The sequence below is a fragment of the Neorhizobium sp. LMR1-1-1.1 genome (assembly GCF_040675795.1).
Taxonomy (GTDB): domain Bacteria; phylum Pseudomonadota; class Alphaproteobacteria; order Rhizobiales; family Rhizobiaceae; genus Neorhizobium; species Neorhizobium cellulosilyticum.
Window position 1 is genome coordinate 26,684 of the sequence record NZ_JBEGHE010000091.1, and the last position, 26,347, is coordinate 53,030.

The window sequence follows — 26,347 nt, forward strand, 5'->3', positions numbered from 1 at the left end:
GTTCCCTCCGGCGTGTCGGCGGGTGTCGAGATGTACAAGAAGCCAGTTTTCCATGCGCCTACACCCACGGAAGCACCGGGTTTGCCGACGACTGACGGCCCCATCCGGCTCGCGTACCGCAACCGTTCCAGCCACCGGAGAACACCATGACCGACAAAAGCCTCACGACCGCCGCCGGAGCTCCCGTAGTCGATAACTTCAACATCGAAACGGCGGGCCGCCGCGGCCCTGCCCTGCTGCAGGACGTCTGGCTGATCGAAAAGCTTGCCCATTTCGATCGGGAGGTGATCCCGGAAAGGCGCATGCATGCCAAGGGTGCCGGAGCCTACGGGACCTTCACCGTCACCCACGATATCAGCCGATATTCCAAAGCGGCGATTTTCTCCGAGATCGGTAAGCAGACGCCTATGTTCGTCAGGTTCTCGACGGTGGCCGGCGAGCGCGGCGCGGCCGACGCCGAGCGCGATATTCGCGGTTTCGCCATGAAATTCTACACCGAGCAGGGCAACTGGGACCTCGTCGGCAACAATACCCCGGTTTTCTTCTTCCGCGATCCCCTGCGTTTTCCGGACCTCAATCATGCCGTGAAGCGCGATCCGCGCACCGGGATGCGTAGCGCCGAAAACAACTGGGACTTCTGGACGCTCCTCCCAGAGGCGCTGCACCAGGTTACGATCGTCATGTCGGAGCGCGGTATTCCGAAGAGCTTCAGGCACATGCACGGTTTCGGCTCGCACACCTACAGCTTCATCAACGCGGAAAACGAGCGCACGTGGGTCAAGTTCACATTCCGGACCCAGCAGTCGATCCAGAATCTCTCGGACGCCGAGGCAACGGCGCTCATCGGCTCCGACCGCGAAAGCCATCAGCGAGACCTCTTCGAGAGCATCGAACGAGGGGAGTTCCCGCGTTGGAAGATGTTCATCCAGGTGATGACCGAGAAGGCGGCAGCGACGCATCGCCATAACCCGTTCGACTTGACCAAGGTCTGGCCGCACGCTGAATACCCCCTGCACGAGGTCGGTTACTTCGAGCTCAACCGCAATCCGGAGAACTTCTTCGCCGAGGTCGAGCAGGCCTCCTTCACTCCGGCGAACATCGTCCCCGGGATCAGCTTCTCGCCGGACAAGATGCTTCAGGCACGCCTGTTCTCCTACGGTGACGCCGCTCGATATCGTCTGGGGGTCAACCACCATCAGATCCCGGTCAACGCCCCGAAATGTCCGTTCCATTCCTACCATCGGGACGGCGCGATGCGCATTGACGGCAACCACGGCGCTACGACGCCCTACGTGCCCAACTCGGCGGGACAGTGGGCTGAGCAGTCCGACTTTCGCGAGCCCCCGCTGCCCCTTGAAGGTGATGCGGCTCACTGGGATCATCGGGTTGATGAAGATCATTACGAGCAGCCCGGCAATCTCTTCCGGGCGATGTCCGCTGACCAGAAGCGCGCGCTGTTCGAGAACACCGCGCGCGCGATGGCAGGGACTTCGGTGACGGTGCAGGAGCGCCACATCGTGAACTGCACAAAGGCCGACTGCGAATATGGCGCTGGGGTTGCCAGGGCGCTTGGTTTTGCCGTCGAAAACGCCGCCGAATGACGGCTTCCCATCACCCGACTTCAGAAAGGAATATGAAGATGACGGATAGCGAACATCACTCGGCACGGTTCAACGTGTTGGAGATCGTCAAGAAGTTCCCCGAGACGGCTGACACCCTGTTGGTCGACGAATATCTGACCAGCACGATTGCCGCCAGCGCCCGGGTTTTCCGGGTCTACAAGGGGACGCCGCCGCACTACCACGTCGGTTGCGATGAGTACCTTTTCGTGCTGTCGGGGCGCGGCACTTTCTGGATGGAGGACGCTTCGACAGAGGCCGAGTTCGGCCCTGGTCAGCTCCTCTACTTCAAGAAGGGCACGGTCCACGCCCTGCCAGAGATCCTGGAGGAGCCCGTCGTCTTCCTCTCCGTCGATACGCCGCGCCGCGAACCTACCGACATCGTGTTCGTAAACCCGGAAGACGGTACTCCGGCAACCTTCATGGCGAGGAACGCCAGCGCCTGAGTGGCAGAAGGCTTTCGAATTTCAGGAGCTGACGCGCATGAGCCGCCGTCAGCTCTTGGCGTCCAGTTCCTTCCATCGCGACAATGGAACTCCGCGAACAAGGCGGTCCTTAACCTTATCCGGGGTGATGCCGTACCTGCCAGCCAGTTCTTTGCATGCCTTGTTCCTGCTTGGCCAAGTTTCTCCCTCGAACGTGAATTCTTTCTTGGATGTTGATCCGAGGGGTGTCGATAAAGCGTCCTCCACTGACATCCCGGCGTTGATGCGATGCTGGTAGGTACTCCTGCGAATTCCGAACTCCGCAAGGGCTTGCTCAAGAGTGCTCCAGCTTTTCCCGAATGCCTCGATCGATGTTCCGTGGCTGCGCTCGACGATCGCCTTTCGGCTCATCCATGTCCAGTTACCCGGCCCCCATGGATGTCTCTCGTCGACCCTCGTGAGCTGTCCTTCCCCGGTGTTTGACATGACGTCGGCCTTGAAGCGATCGTAGTCCAGCCATTCCGGATCGACAGCATCTCCGTTTTTGCGCGCCCGCTTGAGAATTCCGAGCTGTTGCCGGAAAAGCGGCGACCCGGCCTCGGGATGTTTGCTATGTTTCCGGGCTTTGAGTGGCAACGGCTTGTTTTGCCTGAAGTGGCTTTCGACGACGTGCTCGGGAAGCCCGGTCTCGCGGGAAATGACACGACGCATGGACGCGATAGATCTGAAGCGCCTTCCGTCCCATTCCACCGATCTGCCGTCGTAGGAACCGATCTGCCCTCCGGTCCTGGTGTTCAATCCGTTGGATGTAGACTATCGAGGTCCTTCATCCATACGATTTCCCTCTCGGCGAGTTTTCCTTCGCCGCCCTCCACAACCTCCAGGGTTTCAATCGTGAAGTTCTGGGGGCCCTCGGCTCGTATTGCCTGGTGCAGGAGACTACCTCCGCCCCTGGCGGCCATCAGAAGATGCTGGCCCCAACGGATGTCGGGCCTGTTCACGGTAAGGCCGACATAAACCTTACCCGTCGTGACATCCGTAATCTTGTAGATATAGCCGGGCGCACCATCCGACATGGGAGGCTCGGAAAGCATGTCGTCGATAGCCCATTTCGCCTTCCATCTTGAATGCATTATCTCCCGCTCGCCATAGCGGCCGATCGCCTTGAGAAAGGAAGTCAGGGCGGAGTATTCGCCTCGTTGCTCCGGGTAGAGATCGCCGTCATAGATGAACTTTTTCCGGCGGCCGCCGCCGTGATCCGTTATCCAGTCGGCCTGGCTGTAGAGCGCTGCTTTGGCGATCAGCGCCTGCGTTATCGGAGTGGAACGCTTTTCCAGGGATTTGAGCCGTGTGCGGAACAGCGGGTATGGCGAGACATCGTCCCGCGAAGCGTACTCTTCATAGAGAGTATCTACGGTGCGATTTCCGTCTTGGGTCGCTATCCACGTGACGCGTTTGCCGTATTTGGCCTGGAACTGGGTGGCGTCTAGGTAAAGAATTTCGTCCAGTATGCTATCCGCAATGCTTCCCCCGCTTTCAAAGAAACGGTGCAGCCGACCTGTGATGGTGACCTCTTTGATCGAAGAAGGAGGGTCAATGGCGGTCATGAGGTGGCGAAAGCCGGAATAAACAACGCCACGGTAGGTCAAGGGAAAAGGGAGTTTGGAATTATGTGACGGGCCACGCATGTAGGATCTCGCATTAAGGCCAGAATATCGTAGGACCGGAGGAGCGTCGGCCCACCCGGGAAATCAGTCTAACCCGACTTTCGTCCGTGTACCTCGTCGAGCGACGAGGCCGGATTGCGGTTCCTGGACGTCAGGTATTGGACAAGATCGCGGGCATGAGCTGGCAGCGCGGAAAAGCTACGGGCGCAGACGAGAAGATGGCGCAGCGCCCACCCATCTGTAAGCCCGACTATCTTGAAAGCCATTTCGGCCTGATATCTCAGGGCGTAGACCTCGGGCACGATCGATAACCCGATCCCGCTGCTCGTCATCGCGCAGATATCCTCGAAACTGTCGAGCCGGACGCGCAATTTGAACGGCCTCCCCTCGCGTGCCGCATGAAGTGCAAGGTGCCCTTGGAGCGCGCTATCCGCGGGTAGACCTACAAAGGGCTCGTCCAGGACTTCGCTGAACCTAACATGTTCGCATTCGGTGAAACGATGGCCGTCGGGCACGACGACCACGAGACGATCGGTCTCGAAAGGTCGGGTCTCCAGCGTCCCGGTATCGGTGGTGTCCGCTGCTATGCCGAGGTCAGCTTGCGCCCCCGCCACCGCGGCAACGACGTCGACGCTTTGCCGCTCCTCCAAGTCGATGTCGATGGTTGGGTGGTCGACCAGGTATCCGCGAAGGACTTCGGGGAGATGAGCCATGGCGGCGCGACCGGAAAACACCCGTATCTTGCCTCGAAGTCCGCGCGCGTAGAGTTGCAGATCTCCCCGCATCTGCTCCATCTGTCCAAGGACGATGCGGGCGTGATGGGCAAGCGCTTCCCCGGCGGCTGTGGGTCGAACGCCACGGGCTCCCCGATCGAGAAGCAGAACCCCGCTGGTCTCCTCCATCCCCCGAATCCTGGCGCTTGCTGAAGGCAAGGCCATCCCCGCCCTTTCAGCGCCCTGGGTGATGCTCTCCGCCTCGACGACATGTAGGAACAAGCGTAGGTCGGTCAAATCGAAGCGCATCTTTCCCCTCGCTGTTTGGACCCTTCGGATTTCCCTAAGGGTCTCGTTGTATCTCCCGCATTGTCGAAAGTCGCCTTTTCGAGAAAGCTATCGCCAAGTTTTCTTAGGGAGGAACGATGAATGGACGCTTCCGAAGCACTTTTGCGGGCAATTGCATTGAGACTGGCGCTGCTTGTCATAGCGGTCTTTGTCGCAAGAACGGTCCCGGACGGCAGGGTTGCCGAACTACAGACTTCGGATTTGCAAGAAGTCTCCTCAGGTCCGACGTTCAGCCAGCGCCTTGCAGGGCTCGGGCTACCTCTAGCTGCCCCTTGGCATATTTCTCAACGATCCGAATTGTCTCTTCGCACGCATCCTTGAGTTCGTCCGGGCTTGGCGTCTCATCGTAGTAAGTGCCATGCGAAAGATTGTTGATCAGGACACTCTTGATCTCGAAGCCCTCCTCTCCGGCCAGATAGCTGATGTAGTTCGACAGGCTGTCGCATTTGTCAGGATGGCAAAAGCGGCCGACGGCCTCGAGAACGCAACGGATTGCATGCCCAGTCGTATGGCTCGGCTCAGCTCCACCATGCACACCTACGATTTCGCGAAGATGCTCCTCGAACGGCGCGATGTACTTCTTGAGCTTGGACAGTTGGTGCGTCTGACCCGCCTTGTGGAGAAAGAAAGCCCCTTCATCCTTCACGACCTTATTGGTTACGCAGATGTTGTAGAAGTAGCTGCTATGCGTGAAGACCAGCAATTCTGGCCTCAGAAATCCCTTGTTTATGTCGGCGGGATTGATTGAGACCGTTCCTGTCGTCGAGACACTGAGGTGCTTGAGCGTCTGTGCGATGGCAAACACGTAGTCGTACGACATCGATGTTATGGGGTCGTCGAAAACGAGGAAAACCTTTCCGTAGTCCGATGTCGACTTCACCTTTTTGTGGACGCACGCGATGAAGTAGCAGAACGCGATTACGGTTTTCTCGCCATCGCTCAGCGTGCGGCTCGGTCCCCGGGCCATTTCGCGATTATCTCGCCTGAGTGTGAAAGAGGCTTTGTCAAAGCTATACTTCTGCCCGAAAAAGCTGACGATCAAGGCCTCGAATGTCGTCGCTACTCGGTCCTTTGCGTTGTCCGAGAGCTGGGATTTCTTTAGTTCGGCAAGCTCAGCCGCGGCGACGCGCACATCTTCCTGCCGAGTGCGGACCGCCTCGAATGACGACCAGCTGGACCTGACGAATTCGACAGCGAAGATATCGCAGGCCTCGCGGTGGAGGTTTCGCCGTTCCGTGTCCGAGGCACCGACGGCCGCTCGCAGTGCGAGAAACGTCTGATTTATCTCACCTATCATCTCCCGCATGGCTGCAAAGGAGGACGGGATATCGACCTCCGGAAGCCTCACTTCCCCACCCGGATTGTTACCTTTGGATTGAATCGCTTCGGTATATGCCTCGAGCAAGGTATCGGTAGCTGCGGCCGTCGTTGGTAGATCGGGCAGGATGACATTCTTCTGCGACGGGACGAGCTTCTTGAGATTGTCGAATTTCGAAAGGTTCCGGGAATATGACGTCTCACAGGCAGCGACCGCGGTCCGCAAGCCTTTTATCCGAGCCCAGTCCTCTCTTAGGGCCTTCTTGTGCGCGCCTTCAGAGTCGGCAAAGAAGGCGATGTATGCCGCTATCAGGTCCTTGGCGGGCGGATGCTCGACTGATTGCTCGCAGAAAGGGCAACTGGCCTCACCGGAAGCCTGCATCATACCTATCCCGGTTTCGATAAAGGCGTGGTTCGTAGCGATCTTTGCCTTGATTGCCTCGGCAACGCTGGATGGCGACGTCATCCGTGCGAGGTTTCCGTTAACGGTGTCGATTATTGAAGCACTGAACGTGATGTTGTCGATGTCACCAGGATAGTCTGGCTCCGCAGGCACGCTCTTGAGTGCGTCGAGATCGCTAAGCACGTTTCCAAAATTCCGTGCCGGCTGCGCGGGTAAGGCAGAATAGCCAGACATCAGTTCCGAGAGCTGAATGGCCATATATTCTCTGAGCCGTCGGTTGACCCCCGCTTTGGTCGAAAGCTGGTCGTCCTTTGCCTTGACGAGTTCGCGTTCCAACGCCGCGATCGTCTCGCTAAGGCGCGTCTCAGCTAGTCGCACCTTGTCTTCGGCGTCTTTGGTGCTGATGATCGTCTGATCGAGCGTGATCTTGCTTTCGATGTTGCCGTCTACGACGAAATTGCTCTGTCTGAGTTCGGAGTGAACAAAGTCCTCCGAAAACACGTGAAAAATACGGTCACCGATCTGCGGAGTAGCCTTGCGGGTTGTCAAATCAAGGGAGAGCCTGCCGATGCTCGTACCGCCCTGAGACAACTCGAACAGTCCCTGACCGTTGGCGGACTCCTCCGCAATCAGGTTTGTGGGAGCATCCTGAATGTCCTGGCCTTCGCCGTGGAGATCGAGATATCTCAATGCCCTAGTCAAAAACGACTTCCCGGTCCCGTTCCGGGCGTAAACAAGGTTCTGGGCGAATTTGCTGAGGTCGGCGTCGAGCTGCGCAACTGGACCAAGCGAAGTCGCTCGAATGTGGAGACTGGGTTTCGGCGCAGACGACATTGGAATCACCTTGGTTCGACCCAAGGTAGCATAGCGTTGAGTTTGGTCTATCCATCGCGAGCAGCATCCCCATGCCCCCAAACGACAGAACCAGCATGGCCGACCTTCAGGCTCATGATCTGCGCCGGATGCCTCCTTTCACCGTAGCCTCGGCCTTTTTAGCACGCGGTCACCGAAGGATTGAGTGGCCTACAACGGGACAAAAGCCTGTGACGCCATCCCGCTTCAAGCAACCGAAACGGCAGCGGGTGAAAACCGGCTGCCGTTCCCTCTAAGATCACATCTCGCTATTTGGTACCGCAGTCAGCTGGCCAACGGTACCGCGCGCGACGCTGAAGCCTGGGCGAGCCGATCGGCAGCCTCTTCCGTCGTCCAGAGCGCGTTCGCGAACCAGCGAAAGTTTACCAGTGCCGCGAGATAGGCATCGCCTTCGGGCAGCTTGCTACCCGCAGTGGCGTCACGGACCACAGCAACCTCGAAGCCCTTCTCGACAAAGTCGCGGAGGTGGGATTCGACGCAGAAGTTAGCGGCCATGCCCGCCAGGATCACCTTGTCGATACGCTTCTTCCGCAGCTGGAAGACCACGTCGTTGGTCTGGGGTCCGGCAATCTTGTGCGGCGAGCACACGATCGTCTTCCCGTCTTCGATGTACTGCTTGTATTCGGGCATCCAGTCCGCACCGGAGTTCTCGAAGCATTCCAGCGACAACGGATCGCGGCGGTCGAACATCCGGAGCTTGTGCATCAGCGTCTCGCCCGTCGCGGCGAAATCCCAGCGGTGGTCGAACGGGTAGTAGTAGTGCGGTGATATGACGACCTCGATCCCGGCCTTCTTCGATGCCTCGAAGAGCTTGCCGATGTTCTCGACGGTATTGTGCTCGGTGATACTCTCGCCGAACGCTCCCCAGCCCGCACCCTTGGGGCTCAGGAAGTCGATCTGGGGATCGGTAATAACCAGCGCCGTCCGTCGGATGTCGATCTCGACGTCGGTTTTGGGGAGCGCGGGGTTCTGAGGGTCGCGGTAGGCGATCGGAATGACTTTGTCCGTCATGGAGGTTTCCTCTTTGGGCGGTTTTGCCGTGCGACGATCGCGCGTCCTCGCAATCGCGGAGGCAGTTGATTGATTTCTGGAACCAGTATCCCTCGATCTCGGCTCGCTATCGATTGGGGCGCGGTCTTCGTTATCGGTGGATACGGATGTTAGATTGGAGCGGCTCGGAGCGCCGTGATTGTAACATCCAGTCACTTTGCAGCGGATCAGTGGGCCTTTTGGAGAAATTCGGCTGACCGAGGCCCGATCTAACCGACAGAACAGACGTGGACGCTTATATGAGCTGGCGCGGTCATTCGTCTTCGTCTTCGCGCGCATTTGGGTCGAACAATGGCTGCACAAACCTCCCCGCCGGCTATTTGCCTCTAACGAAGCAGGTGACATAGTCCCACTCTCAACTCGCCCAGCAGAATCATATGCGCTTATTGAAGACACTCATTTTCTTTGCCCTGATCTTCGGAACGGGAGCGCGGGCCGATGCATGGGAGCGGGATACTGTCGATCGCCAGATCTCCAGACTTTGCGAGGATCGCAACGCGGACGACTGGCCGGGTCAGGACGAGTGTATAGTGGTACAGCGCCGCGCTCTGCAGACGCTGCGTCCGCCGAGAGAGGATGACGACCTCGTGGCCGCCTACCGATCTTGTAAGGAGGCAGCAGCAAGCGAATACGACTTCGCGGCGATCCTGGGATGCTACCAAGAGGGAAAGGCGGGCATTCTTGCCAACAGGGCGACAGCGGCCGAGATTGCGGAAAAGGAAGAACTAACGAGGATTTTCCCTACCCTTCCAGTGATCGTCCAATGTTCATTCTCAGACGGTCGCGTTGTCGAAATCCGGCGCAGCAGTAAACATCAGGACGCGATCGTGGCGAAAGTTTCCCCCGAGAAGCTTTTCGCGGGACGATCCGGTGTGGGGTATTCCTACGAATGGGGTGGGCCGCAAGGCATCGGCTTCAAACTCGACGGAAATCAGTTGATGGACCGGAGCGGCGGCCCGGTAAAACTTTTCATGGGCAAGTGCGAATACCGTTGACGTTGAAATTAGAGGCGTACCGGCCGCTTTTCGGCGTCGCGCTGCAGCCCTTTTCGAAGAAAAGATCGGAAACATGCGGAAATTCTATTCACTCGCGACATTGCTGGTCTCGTTGATTCCATTCGGGCAAGCCGTCGCCGGAGAACTCGACATCTACGAGCACAACGGTTCCGTGATCAACTGGTTCGTCGTGAATGGCAAGGCAACGGCGACTTACTTCACTCCGAAAGCATCCTTGCTTGGACTTGGAATCCAGGAGGGGAGCGTCGTTTTCAAGGGCTTCGAGGAAGGCAATCGAATTTCGGGGACTGCGTATACCTATCGCAAAGGATGTCCTCCGGCCCCGTACGAGGTCGTCGGGTACTTCAGCGGCAACAACATCGCGCTAACAGGCCCTTCGCCCGTGCGGGCGAAGGGGAGCTGTGACGTGATCCGCTACACCCTCGATAGCCCGAACGCCAAGTTGCTGTTCAGATATTCGAGCACGCATCATTGAGATAGCGAGAAGGCATTGCCTCCGACGTCAGGACATCTCGCGCTGACGGTCCCAGCCGACGGCGGTCAGCCCGGAGACGGCGTTGCTCTTTGCGGCGGAGTTCCTTTCCGCGTCGAACATATAGTCGCGGGCGAGCGGCAGGCTAGAGACGTTCTTCGTCAACTGTAGCTGCCAGTTCATGTGCCCCATCCGGCGGAAGGCCAGCTCTGAGCCGATCAGGTAAAATTCGAACATCCGGCAGAAGCGCTCGTCGTAGAGCTTGGCCAGCTTGCTTCTGTTGTCGGAGAACCGATGATGCCATTGCTCCAGTGTCTTGGCATAGTGCAGACGGAGGATCTCGATATCCGTGGCCCAGAGCCCCGATTTCTCGACAACCGACATGACTTCCGAAATCGCCGGAGAATACCCTCCGGGGAAGATGTATTTGGCGATCCAGGGGTTGGTACTGCCCGGCCCGTCAGCGCGGCCGATGGCATGGATCAATGCCACGCCGTCGTCAGTCAAGATCGACTTGATCTTGTCGAAATATGTACGGAAATGATTGACGCCGACGTGTTCGAACATTCCGACGGATACCACGCGGTCCACCTGCCGCGTCCAATTCCGGTAGTCCATCAGTTCGAACGTGACCATGTCCTCGAGCTGCGCCTTCTTAGCACGAAGGCGGGCTTCCTTGAGTTGTTCCTCGGAAAGCGTCAAGCCCGTGACCCGGGCTCCGAACTCCCTGGCAAGGTAAAGCGCCATCCCTCCCCAGCCGCATCCGATATCGAGGACTTCGAGACCGGGGCGGTCGAGCCTGAGCTTCGATGCGATATGCCGCTTCTTCTTGAGCTGGGCTTCCTCGAGCGTCTCGTCGCCTTCCGGAAAATAAGCGCAGGAGTATTGGCGATCCTCGTCCAGCATCAGCGAATAAAGACGTCCGTCGAGATCGTAGTGGTGGGCGACGTTTCTCTTGGATCGCCCGGCAAAGTTCAACTGGTCCAGGTTGCGACGGAACCAGCGGACCTTCTCCATGAACTTGTCGAGGGGATGGCTGCCGCCTTCCATCGAGTTCATCGCCAGAAAATCGAGTGTCTGGAAAAGGCCGCGCGGCCCGGGTTCCACCTCCCCGTCCATGTATAGCTCGCCCAGCGCGAGGGCCGGATTGAGCAGCAGGCGACGTTTGGCCCGCTCGGTCTTGATGACGATGGCGGCTCGGGGCTCACGGCCAGTCCCGAAGGCCTGGGAGGTTCCGTCGGGAAATCTTACGTTCAGGGTGCCAATCTTGATCAGACGGGTCAGCGCGGCTTCTAGCAACATCGGGACAACCATTCTTGGGCCCGGTCGGGCCGAATTCGTTGAAGTATCCGAGGGATGTTAGGACGCAACTGACAGTCCTTATTGCAAAATCCAATTCCGGCGACGCGAGCCGCGAAATAGGAGCGGCAGCAGCCGCGTCATGCTGGCGGCGCAACCGTCGGCACGTCCCCGGCCACGGGGATCGTGAATCTGAAAACTGCTCCACTTGGATGGTTCGGCCGGTAAGCAAGAGTTCCGCCGTGCGTTTCGATGATCGTCCGGCTGATCGCCAGTCCCATTCCCATCCCGTCGGGTTTGGAGGAGTTGAATGCATCGAATACCGAGCCAGCCATTTCCGGGGCAGCCCCGGGACCGTTGTCGCAGACATCGACGTAAGCGGTTACGAGGTTCTCGCGCCCGACGGTGATCATTAGGCTTCCCCCGGACACGCCCGCTCCGGTAATCGCCTCCATTCCGTTGATGACGAGATTGAGGATGACTTGCTGGATCTGAACCCGGTCCGCAGAGATTTGGACCTCGGTTTCGGGCGTGTCCATGCGGATCGCGATCCCGTTGGCTCTGACCTCGACCCCGACGTAACTTATGGTCTCGGATACAAGGTCTCCCAGGGCGAAGACCTGGCTCTGCGGCGACGACTTTCTCACCAGCGCCCTGGTCCGGTTCAAGACTTCCCCGGCGCGATGTCCCTCGCTGACCATTCGCTCGAGCGCGCTTCTCGCCGCGACCAGATTAGGTGGCTCCCGGTCCAGCCAACGCAGGCCGGCGGCACCACTCGTCACGATACTGAGGAGAGGTTGCTTGACGTCATGCGAGATCGCGGCCGACAGCTGGCCGACCGTAGCCACGCGGTTTGCGTGGGCCATCTCCGACTGGAGCGCGCGATATCTAAGGTCGCCGGCGCGGACGCTCTCCTCGGCGCGCTTCCTTTCGGTGAGATCGAGGATGTACGCGACGCCCCCCTCTGTTTCGGAGGCGTCGAAGGCGGCAGCTCCGATAAGGACCGGCACGCGGTGACCGTCCTTGTGGAGAAACACCTTCTCCCACGGCCGCGCTCTTCCCGTTGTTTTGATCTCGTCGACGACCAGGGTATCGGCGTCCCAGTCTTCCTTCGGGGTGAGGTCCACCCAGCGCAGACCTCCCTTCGCGAATTCTTCCCGGCTGAACCCCAGCATCGCGAGGAGGGTATCGTTCGCCTCCGTGATGTCGCCTTCGTAGTTCCACATGAAGACGCCAATGATATCTGCATCCACGAGACGCCTTATTTTGGCCTCGCGCCGTTCCAGGTCTCTATAGAGCCTGGTGTTCTCGAGCGCGATTGCCGCGTGTGATGCGATCAGCTTCAGGATCGAGAGTCTCTCCCGCGTGAACACGCCTGCCGCAAGGGTGTTCTCGAGATGGAGCGCCCCGATCAACTTTCCCTGATTGACCAGGGGCAACACAAGGAGCGAGCGGACCCTTTTTGAGCGGATATACTCATCTTGGGCGAAACGCGGTCCGGCCGCTGCGTTGTCCTCGATCACCGTCTCGCCTGTCCGCATCGCTTCAGCCAGTATCCCGGCGGGATATTCGAACCGCGCCGTATCGGCCTCACCGCACACAACCTCTACACCTCCGTCCGAGGTCGTGGCGACGGACTCGATCGCGTGAGCTGATTCCGTGCCGAGTGCAAGCATGGCACGGCTTGCCCCGGCATGTTCCAGTACCGTGCGCATCAAACCGTCTATGAGCTTCTCCAGCACGATTTCGCCTGAGACCGTCTGGGCCACCTTGATGACTGTCGAGAGGTCGAACTGTTCGATTGCGACTGTCGCGGTCGCCAACGCCGACGCGGTCGGCATCGGGGTCTTTGGCAGCGATGGGTACAGCCTTTCAAGTTGCCGCACTTTGGCGGCCGCGCCCCATTTCTGGAACGCCGAGCGGGCCTCGGCTATATACATCCGCGCGATCTGGTCGAGCCCGAGACGGGCGTAGAAACGCGAAGCGGCTTCGCAGGCAACGGCTTCGTCCTGAATGAACCCGTTGTCCCTCGCCCGCGTTGCGCTTGCCGCATACAGTTGCTGGGCCTCCATGTGCTGCCCGTCGAGGTCGGCGATCTCAGCGGAAAGCAGCAGGTGTTTTGCCGCGAACGTCTCCGAGGCGGTGCCTATCGCCCAATCGCCGAGCTGTCGGTAGTGATGGTCGAGTTGCTCTCGATCAGCCTTGTCGAAGAGTCCGCCCACCGCCCTCGAGTGTGCGCAAAGCGAGAGAGCGCCGTAGAAATGGTAATCGACATGCTGAACCTGAACGATTTCGATCCAAGGTGTCGGATAGACGTTTGAAGCGGCTGCGATCGCACCCGCGAAATCCTCTGCCAGATAACGAAGCATCGTCTTTCTCGTCCAGTAGAAGCAGACGGCCACGCTTCCCGGCGATCGCCAAAGGCGCTCCTCGAAGTCCTTTTCGTCGAAGGAGTTGTCGCTGAAGGTCGCCAGCCCGTTCGTCAGACCCGAAAGCGCTGCTGTCGCGCGTTCGAAGACCGCGATCTGGTCGACTGCGTCCTGAAAACCGACATCCCGTGTAAAGGATAGCGCCTGTCGACTGAATGAGCCGACTTTCTCGAGTGCCTGTCCTCCGATGAAGCGATACTGGACGGACTGCGAGAGCGCGTAACAGGCGTAGTAGATATCGCCGGACTCCCGTCCAACCTGATCGGCTGCCTCGAATATATCGAGTGCCTCTCCGAGCGGCCGTGTCCAGGTCGTCGTCAGTCCCAGCGCCACTCCGGTTCTTGCGAGATCGAGACGGTTGTCGCCGTTTATTGCGACTTCCTGCGCGAACTGAGCGACTTCAAGCCCTTCCCGGAACCGACCGAACAACGGGCCGAGAAGCCAGCCGAACCATGCCAACCCCTGGGTGGAGGAGCTTGCCCTCCCGTGCCTGAGGCTTAGGTTGACCATCTTGCAGGTAACGATCGCGCACAGATGGAAGTCGGTGAAATATGCCGGCGGCCACATCTCCGCGAGAATGCGCATCACTGAAAGCGTTTCGGCGTCCGTCATCGGCGGAAGATCGGCAAAGCTGGTTAGCGGCCTGCCTTCCAGGTTATCCCATATCGCGGCATACTCGGCGTCCACGCCGTCCTGTGTGGGATGCGCCGTAAGGTCGATGCCGAAGAGGCGCAGTGCGACGAGTGCGGCATCCACGGCGGCGTCGTTGTCAGAGTGGACGATCCGCAATTCGACCTTGAGACGGTGGACGGCTGCGAGCTCGACCTTGGTGCCGCCGCGGCCGAGCAGCTTGTCTATAAGGAGCTCAGTCCTGGCAAAATCGCCGCTCAGGAAAACGCACTCGGCCTCTTCCAACGCGACTGCAAACGCAAGATAGGGATTTTTCGGCGACTCGTCCCCGCCGAGCTGGTTCATCGCGATGGCGAGGTATCTGCAAGCCGCGCCATAGGCCGCGGAACCGCGCGCTTTACGTGCGGCCCGTAGGTTCAAGGAAGCAAGGCTTTCAAGTTCTGCCTCAGCGAGATCCTTGGTGCCGCCGCGGTTCAACTGATCCGCGATCTCGAAAAGGCTCGCCTCGCTCTCGTTGTCGTCCGAGCAGAGTAACATCCGCCTTCCAAGAAACCGATGTGCGGCCGCCCTCTCCTTGTCGTCCAGGAGCAGGTAGGCCGCCTCGTGCACACGATCGTGTGCAAAGAAGAGAGAGCCTCCCATTTGGAAGAGCAGGCCGCTGTCCAGAATCTCCCTTAGAAGACCATCGAGCTCGTCGGGCGATATCTCCAAGATATCGGCGTAATTTTCAAGTTTGACGGTGTTTCCGAGGCAGGCGAGTTGCTTTACGACATCGCCCGATGCGGCTGGAAGGTGTCTCAGCCTTTGCATCATGAGGTCAACGACGTTGTCGCTGACATTCAGGCTTCCGATCTGCTGTATGTCCCATTGCCACCCTGGAACAGCTGGATCGTGGTGAAGTAGCCCCCTGTCCACGAGAGACGCTACGAATTGCGTCGTGAAGAAGGGGTTTCCCCCGGCCTTCTCGTAAACGAGTAAGCTGAGCGGCAGGACCCGTGGCGACCCTTCATCGAGCGCGTCCGCGATCATCAGCGCTATGTCCTCCTGCCGGACACCGTCGAGCAAGACGTCCTGGATGGCCGCGCCCGCCGTTCTAAGCGACGCTATTGTCCGGTTCAACGGGTGGTCGGGACCGACTTCATTGTCCCGGAAGGCCCCGACGAGCAACAGTGGCATATCGCCCCCATGGAGAGCGAGGTCCTCGAAGATATCGAGGGTGGCGGCGTCAAGCCACTGCAGGTCGTCGAGGAAAAGAACGAGCGGATGTTCCGGTCTGGCGAACACGCTGACGAACTGGCGGAAGGCTTGCCGGAAGCGGTTCTGGGCCTCGCCGCCAGTCAGCTCTGCAAGAGGCGGCTGGGGGCCAATAATGAGTTCGAGATCCGGAACCAGGTTCACCATCACCTGGCCATTGATCCCGAGCGCCCCGCCGATAGCGGTCCTCCACACTGAAAGACTGCCTTCGTCCTGAGACAGGAGCTGGTTCACCAGACTGCGGAAGGCCTGTGCAAGCGTGGCATAGGGAATCCCGCGCTTATATTGGTCGAATTTCCCGGCGGCAAAAATACCGCGCGGAGGAACGAGGAATCGGTGAAGCTCGTTGATAACGGACGACTTGCCGATGCCGGAGTAGCCGGAGACCAGCACGACCTCAGTCATACCCTTCGTGGCCACTCGGTCAAACGCGGCAACGAGCTGCCCGAATTCGCGCTCCCGGCCATAAAGCTTCTCACGGAATAGAAGTTTCTGCGGCGTGTCTTCCGCGCCGAGCACGAACCGGGGTGATTCGCCTTGGATTTCTATTTCGCGAAGGCACCTTTCGAGGTCGGCGCGCAGGCCACTCGCGGTTCGGTATCGATCCTCCGCCTCCTTCGAGAGCAGCTTCATCACGATGTCGCAGAACGGCAGCGGAATCTCGCCGTTCTTCACGGAGGCTGGTGTCGGTGTCCTGGCTACATGGCAATGGATCCACTCCATTGCGTCGTTGGCGGCGAAAGGCAGTTCCCCGGTCGCCATCTGATAGAGGGTGATGCCGAGCGAATAGAGATCGCTTCGCGTGTCGATTGACCGGTTCATCCTCCCGGTCTGTTCGGGTGCCATGTAGGCAAAGGTACCTGCGATAAAATCTGGGGGTGCCGGAGCCTGCCGTTCCTTCGGCAGTCGGGTCGCGATGCCGAACCCTGTCAGTCGGGCAACGCCTGCAGAGGCGTCGTACAGGATGTTGGCGGGTTTGATATCCTTATGAACGATACCGATACCGTGCATTCGCTCCACGGCCCGGACCATCGCTATCGCGATAGGGAAAAGCTCATCGACGTTGAATGGCCGACCGATGAGCCGTGACAGAAGCGTTCCGTCCGCGTTGTCGAGAACGAGACCAGTGAAATTTTCTTCGTCCACGATAGAGCGGGGCACGGCTGCCCATTCCCCATCGAGATACTGGGCCATCCGCATTTCGTTGGCCGCGCGCTGGGCGAAGTCTCTCGCGTTGGCTTTGGAACTTGGACCTGCGAGGAGGACAACCTCCGTCGATCCGCTGTCTCGGCTCCGTCCGCGCGCCAGAAAGTAGTCGTCGCCGATATGCAGGGCGACGAAATCCCGGCCGTCATAACCCTTCAGACGGGCGACAACGTCGCTATTGGCACTCTCCGCGGAACGGGAGGCGAGACCGCTATCCGACCTATCCTTCATGGCGTGGATTCCCGGCGAGGCTCCTGGAAATGTCCCACATCGCCGGTGTCAAAGGAAGAAGCATCTCGACAGTTGGCCCTCCCTGCCCATCGTTGCCGTTGGGCTCTAGCGCCCCCCCGAGACACCGCGGTTTTGTGCGTCGATCACGCAGCGCACCAGTTCGTCGGCGTCGATCGGCTTGTTGAGGAAATGGACCGCTCCGTTCTCGATCGCCTTGGCCCTTGTGACGTCATCGTCTTGAGAGGTCACAAAAACAATCGGAAGCTCGCAGTGCTGCCGCTTCAACTGCGACTGGAGCTCCAGTCCGCTCAAGCCCGGCAGTCGCTGGTCCAGGATCAAGCACTCGACTTCGCCCTGGCAGTTCGAGGCTATGAATTCTTCCGCGGAACCGAAAGCACGCACTTCGTATCCATAGGACGACATCAGGTCCGCATACGCGACCCGTACCCCGTCGTCATCCTCCACTATGGCGATCGTCAGCAAATCACATGGCTCCGATGGCCTATCTTGGAAAAGCCGCGCAGGCTCTCCGGCATGGATGTGACACAAAGCATTTCGGATTTTTCCATCTGAACTGACTTGCTCACAATGTCATTCAAGCGAAACAGGCCCCCTGATCCCAGCGCGGCTTTCGCCGATACCTCAGCACGTTAGGAGCCATAATCCGGTAGTCTGGCCCAAAGCATGCGTCCTGTCGCAGGAACACGAACACAAGCGACCTTATCAGACGGCCACCTCCCGTCCACCTACCTCTAGGTATAGAGCGGGGCAAAAAACCGTTGCCGTGCGCGATGATACAATAACGGAATCCGCGATCGTCATAGCGTGCCCCAGAACGACAATTTCACCGGGGCAGATCGCCTTTCGGATTTAACGGTGCCGCCTTCGGTACCAGAGAACGGGAGCCAGACATGACAGACACCGTGAAAACTATCGCATCGGCATCGGGCACATTCAAAATCGGAGATTTCGTCGTCAACCGGCTCGGCTTCGGCTCGATGCGTTTGACCGGACGAGGCGTCTGGGGGCCGCCGGCAGACCGCGAGCAGGCGCTGGCGACGCTTCGCCGAGCGCCTGAACTGGGTGTGAACTTCATCGACACGGCGGACTCTTATGGCCCGGATGTCGCCGAGGAGTTGATCGGCGAAGCTCTTGCAGGCCGCCCCGACATCCTTGTGGCAACCAAGGCCGGGCTTCGGCGTCCCGGTCCCGATCAGTGGATGCCCCATGGTCGGCCTGAATATCTTATCGAGCGCGCCAAGGGCAGCCTCAAAAAGCTCCGGGTCAAACAGATCGGACTCTGGCAGCTGCACCGCATCGATCCGCGGGTCCCTATGCAGGACCAGTTCGCCGCGATCCGCCAGCTTCTCGACGAGGGCGTGATCGCCAACGCCGGCTTGAGCGAAGTGTCGATCTCCGAGATCGAAGCCGCCTCGCGGTACTTCAAGGTCACAACGGTTCAGAACCGCTACAATCTCGTCGATCGTGGGAGCGAGGATGTTCTGAATTATTGCGAAAGGAACGGCATCGGTTTCATTCCGTGGTTCCCGCTTGCGGCGGGCGATCTGGCGCGCCCCGGCGGCGTTCTCGACTCGCTCGCGAAGCGTCACGGCGCAACGCCCGGCCAGATCGCGCTGTCATGGATGCTCATGCGTAGCCCGGTGATGCTGCCTATCCCCGGCACGTCCAAGGTCAACCATCTCGAGCAGAACGTGGCCGCCGCCCGCATTCGTCTGTCGGATGACGAATTTCATGAACTGGACCGCAGCGTCCGCTGAATGCCGTCGCTCGACTTCCCGCCGCGATGGACCAAGGCGGTGGGTGTCTTACTCAAATCCCCGAGACAGGTGTATCATGACAATCGACTCAACCGCGTTTCAACCCAAACCGCAGGAGCTTCACACGAGCTGGATCGCGGGCATCGCAGCCAGAACCCCGGCCGCGTATTTCGGAATGGTTCTCGGCCTTGCCGGATTGGGCAACGCTTGGCGTGCGGCCGAGCAGACCTGGCACATCGGTTTCGGCATGTCGGAATATATCCTCGCGCTCGCAGCGGCCGTGTGGGCGATCTTGATTGTGCTGTTTGTGGTCAAGGCGATGCTTGTCGCGGACAAGCTCGCAGCTGAGGTCAACCATCCGGTCCAATGCTGTTTCATCGGATTGATTGGCGTGGCGACGATGTTGATCGCCGGGGCAGTAGAACCCTACTCCTATATGGTCGGTGCCGTTCTGTTCGGGCTAGGTTTCGCTTTCACGGCGATTTTCGCAGTCTGGCGGACAGGGGGGCTCTGGCACGGCGAACGTGATCCGGCGACCACCACGGCGGTCCTCTACCTGCCGACGGTGGCCGGAAGTTTCGTCACAGCTACGATCGCCTCCTCGCTCGGATATCAGGACTGGGGTCAGCTGGCCTTCGGGGCAGGTATCTTCTCCTGGCTCGCGATCGAATCCGTTCTGCTTCATCGCCTGCTTACAGGGCCGATGACACCCCCGGCGCTCAGGCCGACGCTTGGCGTCCAGCTCGCCCCCGCACCCGTCGGCGCTGTCGCCTACATTTCCGTCAGCGGAGGCGCGCCCGACATTTTTGTTCACGCCTTGATCGGCTATGGCATCCTGCAGCTTGTTGTACTCCTGCGGCTTGCGCCATGGTTGCGCGAAGCGGGTGCCGTCATGGGCTTCTGGGCTTTCAGTTTCGGAGCCACCTCTATCGCGACGGCCCCCGTCAGACTCCTCGGTCACGGTGACACCTCCGCCATCTCCGTGATCGCCCCGATCACCTTTGCACTTGCGAACGTCTTTGTGCTCGGTCTCGCGCTGATGACAATCTGGCTGCTTTTCTCCGGTAGGATGTACGGCCAGCCTGCTACGGCGAAATAAGTCCGCCGTTTTCCGGCCCGGACGTTCCCCCTTTTTCATCCCATTCAAATCAACCACCGCGACGGGCAGGCTTCGCCCTGTCCGTGGCTGGCTTTCGCCCTAACGAAGCCCACACCCCGACGCTGAATTCCAAATCTATGAGGAACCGATATGAACGCCACCCTCGAAACGGCAGTAACCGAATACATCGACGTACCGGGGGCAAGGCTCGCCTATCGCCGGATCGGTCATAGGTTCGCGAGGAAACTTGTCCTTCTACAGCATTTCACCGGAACCATGGACGCATGGGATCCCGCTGTCGTGAACGCCCTCGCTGAAGTCAGCGAGGTGTTCGTACTGGACAACGCGGGCGTCGGGGCTTCCAGCGGCACTACGCCTGACAACGTCGAGGGAATGGCTGACTACGCGGAGGCCTTTATCGCGGGCCTCGGCCTCGGTGAAGTCGATATCCTCGGCTTTTCCCTTGGGGGCTTCCTGGCGCAGGTAATGGCAGCGCGGCGACGCGTCGCGATCGGCCGCATGGTGATTGCAGGCAGCGCGCCGATGAACGGTGAGGAACACCTCCTTGAGGTCGTCGGCGAGGCCTTTGCGAAAAATGCGCCCGATGTTCGACTCCCGTTGTTTTTCACGCCGTCTGACAAGAGCCAGGCCGCGGGCAAGGCCTTTATCGAAAGGGCACTTGCCCGCACCAAAGACCGCGACCCCGACAATGGTGACGCTGTGAGCAACCCGCAGGCCAAGGCCATCATCGACTGGTGCGCTCGCCCGGACCCCGGCCACGAGTCCCTGAAAGCCATCAAGACGACCACGCTCATCGTACATGGAAGCGATGACACGATGTTCCCGTCCGACAACGCCTACGTGATGTTCAAGAACATGCCGGACGCCACCCTCATTCTCTATCCGGATGCGGGCCATGGCGCGCTCTTCCAGCAGCCCGAGGTCTTCGTGGCTCACGTCAAGACCTTCCTCGAACTCTGAACCAGCAACCAAAAGGATGATGAAATGAATCCGCTCGTCAGCAAGATCATCGACGCCCATGGTGGCCTCGAAAAATGGAAAAAGTTCTCTCTTCTCAAGGCGCGGCTTGTTCAGGGAGGAGCTCTCTGGACGCTCAAGGGGCAGCCGACGACTCTTTCCGAAACCAGCGTCACCGTGGATCTGACGAGGGAATGGGCATCCCATTCGCCCTTCGGTCCTGAAGCAAAGGTATCGAGTTTCGAGCCTGGGAGAGTCGCCTTGAGCGATGCCAAGGGCAACGTTCTCGAGGAACTACGTGAACCGCGTTCGTCGTTTGCAGGCCACACGCTGGAAACACCGTGGAGCGAGCTCCAGCTGGCCTATTTCGCGGGTATCGCAATGTGGACCTACCTGAACATGCCCTTCTTGCTCGCCCATGAAGGTGTTGTAGTCGAAGAGCTTCCAGACTGGTCTGAAAAGGGTGAAACCTGGCACAGACTCAAGATCACGTTCCCGGCTGCAATCGCGACGCACAGCACAGTGCAGACAATCTATTTCGGCGACGACGGTCTCCTCAAACGCCATGACTACGATGTCGAGATTGCGGGCAACACCCCGGGTGCTCACTATATCGAGGGCTACATCGACGTTCAGGGTATCAAGATCCCTACCAGCCGCCGAATCTTCCCGAGACAGCCCGACGGCCAGCCCATGGCCGAGCCTCTGGTCGTGTCGATCGACCTTTACGACATCAAGCTCGGGTAACCGGACCGCGGCCCCGGGTGGCAGACACATGCCGCCCGGGGAGTGTGTCCTGCGCCCTTCGTCTGGCGGATACACGATCTTACAAGAACGGACGCTGACCAGCTGCGAAAAGTCCAACAGCAGATCGCAATCAGGCCAGGGAACACGACATGACCGAAACCCCAGAAACCTATCTCGCCGTGCAAGCGGTATCTCCAGGAAAGCTAGAGCTCGCAAGGAAGCAGTCGCAGCTCCCCCGGCCCGGCTATGTGCGCATCAAGATCGAAGCTTGCGGTGTCTGCCATTCCGACGCCGCCACGGTCGAGGGTGCTTTCCCGATCGCCTGGCCGCGGGTTCCGGGCCATGAGGTGGTCGGCAAGATCGACACCCTCGGCGAGGGCGTCGAGGGCTGGAGCGTCGGCCAGCGGGTAGGCGTGGGCTTCCTGGCGGGTAGCTGCGGGCATTGCGCGGAATGCCGCTCGGGCCATCTCGTCAACTGCACCAACCAGGAATTCACGGGCGTGCACCACGATGGCGGTTACGCCGAGTGGATGATCGCCAAAGCGTCGGGACTTATGTCCATACCTGACGATCTCACGGACGTCGAAGCCGCTCCGCTCCTTTGCGCAGGCCTGACGACTTTCAGCGCGCTCAGGAATTCCGGCGTTAAGGCCGGGGACCTCGTCGCTGTCGTCGGGATCGGCGGCCTCGGTCATCTCGCCGTGCAATACGCACGGAGCATGGGATACGAGGTCGCAGCCATCGGACGCGGAGCGGCAGTGGGAGAGCTTGCAAGGCAACTGGGTGCCCATCACTACATTGACAGCACGGCGGAGCCCGTCGATCAAGCGCTCCAGAAGATCGGCGGCGCGGATTTGGTTCTCGCTACCGCTTCCGGCGGCAAGGGCGTCGCGGACACAGTGAAGGGTCTCAAGCCCCGCGGCAAGACAATCGTCCTCGGCGCTACGCCGGAGCCGATCGAGCTTGCGTCTGGCGACCTTTTCTTCAAGGAAAGGTCAGTAGCCGGAGCGCTTACCGGGGATCCCGCAACCGGGGACACGACCCTGCGTTTCAGCTCCCTTTTCGGCATCTCGGCAATGATCGAGGAGTTCCCGCTCGAACGGGCGGTTGAAGCATATGAAAAGATGATGCACGGCAAGCCGAGGTTCCGAATCGTTCTGACGATGTAACCGGGGCCTCGACAAACCCGGCCGCCATCTTGGAAACGGCCTTGAATGGCGGCCGTGTCGCGCGATTTCATGGGAGAAGCGCACGGAATCATCTTCAGGCGCTCGCTGGTCGTTGGCTTAGTGATCACCGGGGCCGCTCGAAGCAAAGCAGACGGACAACCGGAGTTTGCCATGACTGAAAGCCTAACGGTCCAGGAAGCCATTGCCGACAGCCTGATTGCCCTCGTAAACGCCGCTGACGGTATAGATCAGAGGTCGTTTGCGGAATTTCTCGATGGGGCGGCCCGGCGTCTGACGGAGCAACAGCGTGGTTTACGGCATACGTTGCAACCGTCGAAAGACTGCGGCCTCCAGCTCCAGTTCGACCTGCTCCCGACCAGACACCCGGTGTCTCTCCCCAACGCGTCGGACGCTGTCTCGCCGTCAGCGCCCTGAACAACCGAGCCATATCTTCTGGGTGGCGGATTGAGCGTCTTCCGGACAAACCTGGTTGAGGGACCATGGCGTTCGCGCGCGTGGCTTTCGGCGTCCCCGGCATAGCCAATCCGCGGCCCCCGCCAAACTCGAAGGACCTGTCTTTTGGGATAGGTCGGGCCAACCCACAGTACAATTGTTCCCCACCGCCAGTCGTTTATCCATTGCATAGGGCAGCGCATGAGCCGTTGCCCGAGGTTTCTGTCTCAGGATCGCCCGCGACTAAGAGCGCGGAGAGATCCCCAAACGGTTGCAGGTGGACGATGACGATGCTGCAATTTGGCGATTTCGAAATGGATATCCAGAGCCGGAGCCTCAAGAGGAGCGGCGAAGACGTCCGCCTCGGTTCGCGAGCCTTCGATCTTCTTACGGCACTCGCTTCGCGATCCGGCGAGGTCCTGTCAAAGGGAGAGCTGATGGAAGCCGCCTGGCCGGACACCCATGTTGAAGAAAGTTCGCTCCGCGTGAATATCGTCGCGCTCCGCAAAGCGCTCGACGATGGTGGGCCTTCGAAGATGATCGAAAACGTCGCCGGTAGGGGCTACACCTTAACAGCGCCAGTGAGGAAGCTGGGCGGTCCTCGTCACCAGCCAATGGTGTCCAAGACTGATCCGCTTCCCGGCTCCTATTCCCGGCTTATCGGGCGACAGCAGATCATCGACAGATGGGCGTCGGTAATAGACTTCGGCATCTCGACCATCGTGGGGCAAGGAGGCATCGGAAAGACCTCCGTTGCCGTACAGATAGCACGGCAGATTCAGGACGCCTACGATGCGGTTTACTACGTCGACATAGCCGACCGCACCCACAGCTCCCTCTCGCCTCTGTCGATCGCGCTGAAAACGGGAGACATATCGCCCAATACGATCGAAAAGGTCGTGGATAGCCTCGTCGGAAAGACCTCGTTGATCGTTCTCGACGGATGTGAGAGCTCGATTGACCGGGCTGCCGTGGTGGCAGAGGCCATCGCCTACCGCAATCCCGATGTGGCCATCCTTGCCACAAGTCGCGAACCGCTCGGAATTATCGGCGAGAATGTACTCCACCTTTCGGGCCTGACGATCCCCGCCGACAACCAGCGTGTCTCAGACGTCACCGCGTTCGCCGGGATCGAGCTTTTTGCTGATCGCGTGTCATTGGTCGCCGAGGAGCTCGCCATCGAGAGCGCGCGGGGATTGGAACTCGCCGCCGAAATCGTGCGCAAGACGGATGGAAACCCGCTTGCCATCGAATTGGCCGCATCCCGCGTTGCCGACCTTGGACTGGAAAATCTGGTGTCGTCCCTCGACCGTCCGCTGCGGGCGCTCCGCCGGGGCAATCGCACGTCCCCTCCCCGGCAGCAGACCCTTAGGGCAAACCTCGACTGGAGTTTCGATCTCCTCGACGAGACGATGCAGGCAGTTCTCGCGACGATTTCGGTTTTCGAAGGTGAATTTACGCGCGAAATGGCCTTGGGCGTGAAAGGCTGTGAAATGGCATCCGGTGAACTCGAAGAGGCTATCGACGGACTGGTCGTGAAGTCGCTCCTTTGCGGGAAGCTCAACTCCGGTACCTATTCGCTTCCGCGGCTCGTCCGCGAATACGCGAGGGAGAAGCTCTCGGCGTCTGCGATGACGGAACGCGCCCTTGATGTCGCGGCCGCCGCCGCAATCCGGCGCGATCACGGATACCAGCACCCGAACCACGGCGCTGCGTTTCCGTCAAGGACATCGCAAGCCCTATTTAAGCCTTTCGGTCGGGCCGCTTGACGTCGGCAGGCCCGCGTCACTTCTGAGCTAGAAGTTCAGCTTTCTTGACGAGATCAGCCACCGACCTCACACGCATTTTCTTCATCACGTTCGATCGATGAAGCTTTACGGTGACCATGCTGATCCCAAGCTGCCCAGCGATCTGTTTGTTCATAAGCCCGTTCACGACGGCGCGCATGACCTCCACTTCTCGCGGTGTGAGGCTTTCCCAAAGCTTTTCGATGTCCGAACGTCCCTGGGACTCTGCTCGAATAGCCTCGTCGCGCTTGATCGCGCCCGTGACAGCGTCAATTAGATCCTGCTCGCGAAATGGCTTTGTAAGGAAATCGACGGCTCCGGCTTTCATCGCCCTGACAGTCATCGGGATATCCCCGTGGCCCGTCACCATGATTATGGGCATCCTGTTTCCCGCCTGCTGTAGATCCGATTGGAAGTCGAGACCATTGGCTCCAGAAAAACGCACGTCGAGGACTATGCATCCGGGTGTTGCCAGGTCGTCGGCGTCAAGCAGTGCGCGGGGAGAGTCGTACGCTATCGCATCGAGATCGATCGATTTGAAGAGATCCACTAACGCTACCCGCACCGATTTGTCGTCATCGACAACACGTATCAGCGGAGATGATAAAGCCTGCTCTTCCACGGTCCGTCCCTTGCACACACAAAGCCGATGCCTCGTCGTCCCCGTGAAGAGCGCGAAACCATCGAATTTAGTCCGAGCAAATTTAGACCGGGAAGTTTCCCATGGCAATTCTGTGGGCCAGCCTAGTTGGGGGATTCCAATACTTTATCGAGATTACATCCTCGACATTTTACCTATTCGTGGCGACCCGGCTCCATCTCACAGATTTGGCGACCGCCGAGCGCACCGCCTCCAGGAAGGTTTCCGGGATAAAAGGTTTCTCCACGAAGCTAAAAGCTCCTGCCCTGGCGATTTCAGCCTGTACCGTCGGCACCATCAACGCCGATATTATGATCACCGGTGTGTCGATCCTGCGGAAGCGGAGCGCCCTGAGAAGGTCAATCCCACTCGTTTCGGGCATCTGGAAATCGCTTACGACGCAATTGCATTCGTACACTGCCGAGGAGCGGAGAAACTCGCCGGCGTCTTCGAAAACGTGCGTTCGATACCCGCTGCTCCCGAGAAGGTCCTCGATAGCCGATCTTACGCCGGCATCGTCGTCGATAACAGCGATGATGGGAATTTCTGTCACGAATCATGCCTCAGGAACCACTGCCCTTTGCAGGACTATGAATCCGTATGCGCCGGGCGAACTTCTGGAGAACGTACGTTGCGCGGACTGGTTCCGGAAAAACGGATGCGATTCAGTCTGTTCTTTCAATTTCTTCAGCATTCCCGGCATTTGCGAAAGCTGAGATTTAACAACATTTCACAAGCGTTAAC

At 59.3% G+C, this 26,347-nt stretch carries 21 protein-coding genes; 11 read left to right on the top strand and 10 right to left on the bottom strand.

All coding sequences use genetic code 11. The features are described from left to right. The first annotated feature begins 146 nt into the window (after positions 1-146). Both MRBLMR1_RS29285 and MRBLMR1_RS29290 read left to right on the top strand, forming a co-directional pair. The gene (locus MRBLMR1_RS29285) at positions 147-1,601 is read left to right on the top strand and encodes a catalase (RefSeq protein ID WP_500067105.1); all 1,455 of its coding nucleotides are present in this window, start codon (positions 147-149) and stop codon (positions 1,599-1,601) included. Positions 1,602-1,639: 38 nt separating this feature from the next. Beyond that, positions 1,640-2,065 (top strand): cupin domain-containing protein, encoded by a 426-nt coding sequence (locus MRBLMR1_RS29290; RefSeq protein ID WP_500067106.1) that lies wholly within the window; start codon positions 1,640-1,642, stop codon positions 2,063-2,065. A 48-nt stretch (positions 2,066-2,113) separates the two neighbouring features. On the opposite strand, the gene MRBLMR1_RS29295 is transcribed toward MRBLMR1_RS29290, so the two are convergent. The 5 genes from MRBLMR1_RS29295 to MRBLMR1_RS29315 all read right to left on the bottom strand — a co-directional run bounded on the left by MRBLMR1_RS29295 (position 2,114) and on the right by MRBLMR1_RS29315 (position 8,376). After that, entirely contained in the window at positions 2,114-2,755 is a 642-nt protein-coding gene (locus MRBLMR1_RS29295; protein WP_500067107.1) for a hypothetical protein, read from the bottom strand. An 83-nt stretch (positions 2,756-2,838) separates the two neighbouring features. After that, positions 2,839-3,732, bottom strand: coding sequence for a GIY-YIG nuclease family protein (locus tag MRBLMR1_RS29300; RefSeq protein ID WP_500067108.1), 894 nt, complete (start codon positions 3,730-3,732; stop codon positions 2,839-2,841). A 68-nt stretch (positions 3,733-3,800) separates the two neighbouring features. Then, complete coding sequence (locus MRBLMR1_RS29305) at positions 3,801-4,733, bottom strand: LysR family transcriptional regulator (protein WP_500067109.1); 933 nt, start codon at positions 4,731-4,733, stop codon at positions 3,801-3,803. A 268-nt stretch (positions 4,734-5,001) separates the two neighbouring features. Further along, positions 5,002-7,326, bottom strand: coding sequence for an AAA family ATPase (locus MRBLMR1_RS29310; RefSeq protein WP_500067110.1), 2,325 nt, complete (start codon positions 7,324-7,326; stop codon positions 5,002-5,004). A gap of 303 nt (positions 7,327-7,629) precedes the next feature. Then, complete coding sequence (locus MRBLMR1_RS29315) at positions 7,630-8,376, bottom strand: cysteine hydrolase family protein (RefSeq protein WP_500067111.1); 747 nt, start codon at positions 8,374-8,376, stop codon at positions 7,630-7,632. A gap of 416 nt (positions 8,377-8,792) precedes the next feature. Here MRBLMR1_RS29315 and MRBLMR1_RS29320 point away from each other — a divergent pair, with 416 nt between their 5' ends. Together MRBLMR1_RS29320 and MRBLMR1_RS29325 are read left to right on the top strand one after the other, a co-directional pair. Beyond that, complete coding sequence (locus tag MRBLMR1_RS29320; protein ID WP_500067112.1) at positions 8,793-9,410, top strand: hypothetical protein; 618 nt, start codon at positions 8,793-8,795, stop codon at positions 9,408-9,410. A gap of 73 nt (positions 9,411-9,483) precedes the next feature. Further along, the gene (locus MRBLMR1_RS29325; RefSeq protein WP_500067113.1) at positions 9,484-9,906 is read left to right on the top strand and encodes a hypothetical protein; all 423 of its coding nucleotides are present in this window, start codon (positions 9,484-9,486) and stop codon (positions 9,904-9,906) included. Positions 9,907-9,933: 27 nt separating this feature from the next. Here MRBLMR1_RS29325 and MRBLMR1_RS29330 read toward each other — a convergent pair whose 3' ends face one another. From MRBLMR1_RS29330 to MRBLMR1_RS29340, 3 genes are all read right to left on the bottom strand, one after another. Next, entirely contained in the window at positions 9,934-11,205 is a 1,272-nt protein-coding gene (locus MRBLMR1_RS29330; RefSeq protein WP_500067114.1) for a class I SAM-dependent methyltransferase, read from the bottom strand. 137 nt (positions 11,206-11,342) lie between these two features. Next, positions 11,343-16,952 (bottom strand): AAA family ATPase, encoded by a 5,610-nt coding sequence (locus MRBLMR1_RS29335; RefSeq protein WP_500067115.1) that lies wholly within the window; start codon positions 16,950-16,952, stop codon positions 11,343-11,345. Between the two features lie 105 nt (positions 16,953-17,057). After that, positions 17,058-17,435 (bottom strand): response regulator transcription factor, encoded by a 378-nt coding sequence (locus MRBLMR1_RS29340; RefSeq protein WP_500067116.1) that lies wholly within the window; start codon positions 17,433-17,435, stop codon positions 17,058-17,060. 428 nt (positions 17,436-17,863) lie between these two features. On the opposite strand from MRBLMR1_RS29340, the gene MRBLMR1_RS29345 reads away from it, so the two are divergent. The 7 genes from MRBLMR1_RS29345 to MRBLMR1_RS29375 all read left to right on the top strand — a co-directional run bounded on the left by MRBLMR1_RS29345 (position 17,864) and on the right by MRBLMR1_RS29375 (position 24,945). Beyond that, positions 17,864-18,730, top strand: a complete 867-nt coding sequence (locus MRBLMR1_RS29345) for an aldo/keto reductase (protein WP_500067117.1) — start codon at positions 17,864-17,866, stop codon at positions 18,728-18,730. A 76-nt stretch (positions 18,731-18,806) separates the two neighbouring features. Next, positions 18,807-19,829 carry a dicarboxylate transporter/tellurite-resistance protein TehA gene (gene tehA, locus MRBLMR1_RS29350; RefSeq protein ID WP_500067118.1) on the top strand — a complete coding sequence of 341 codons (1,023 nt, stop codon included), beginning with the start codon at positions 18,807-18,809 and terminating at the stop codon, positions 19,827-19,829. 150 nt (positions 19,830-19,979) lie between these two features. Continuing rightward, complete coding sequence (locus tag MRBLMR1_RS29355) at positions 19,980-20,810, top strand: alpha/beta fold hydrolase (protein WP_500067119.1); 831 nt, start codon at positions 19,980-19,982, stop codon at positions 20,808-20,810. 24 nt (positions 20,811-20,834) lie between these two features. Next, a complete protein-coding gene (locus MRBLMR1_RS29360) occupies positions 20,835-21,554 on the top strand; it encodes a hypothetical protein (RefSeq protein ID WP_500067120.1) in 720 nt (239 codons plus the stop codon). Positions 21,555-21,703: 149 nt separating this feature from the next. After that, entirely contained in the window at positions 21,704-22,723 is a 1,020-nt protein-coding gene (locus MRBLMR1_RS29365) for an alcohol dehydrogenase (RefSeq protein WP_500067121.1), read from the top strand. Positions 22,724-22,768: 45 nt separating this feature from the next. Beyond that, a complete protein-coding gene (locus MRBLMR1_RS29370; protein ID WP_500067122.1) occupies positions 22,769-23,158 on the top strand; it encodes a hypothetical protein in 390 nt (129 codons plus the stop codon). A gap of 308 nt (positions 23,159-23,466) precedes the next feature. After that, positions 23,467-24,945 carry an ATP-binding protein gene (locus tag MRBLMR1_RS29375; RefSeq protein WP_500067123.1) on the top strand — a complete coding sequence of 493 codons (1,479 nt, stop codon included), beginning with the start codon at positions 23,467-23,469 and terminating at the stop codon, positions 24,943-24,945. Positions 24,946-24,961: 16 nt separating this feature from the next. On the opposite strand, the gene MRBLMR1_RS29380 is transcribed toward MRBLMR1_RS29375, so the two are convergent. Then, on the bottom strand, positions 24,962-25,585 hold the full coding sequence (locus MRBLMR1_RS29380; RefSeq protein ID WP_500067124.1) for a response regulator transcription factor: 624 nt from the start codon (positions 25,583-25,585) through the stop codon (positions 24,962-24,964). Positions 25,586-25,754: 169 nt separating this feature from the next. Next, on the bottom strand, positions 25,755-26,156 hold the full coding sequence (locus tag MRBLMR1_RS29385; RefSeq protein ID WP_500067125.1) for a response regulator transcription factor: 402 nt from the start codon (positions 26,154-26,156) through the stop codon (positions 25,755-25,757). Positions 26,157-26,347: the final 191 nt, after the last annotated feature.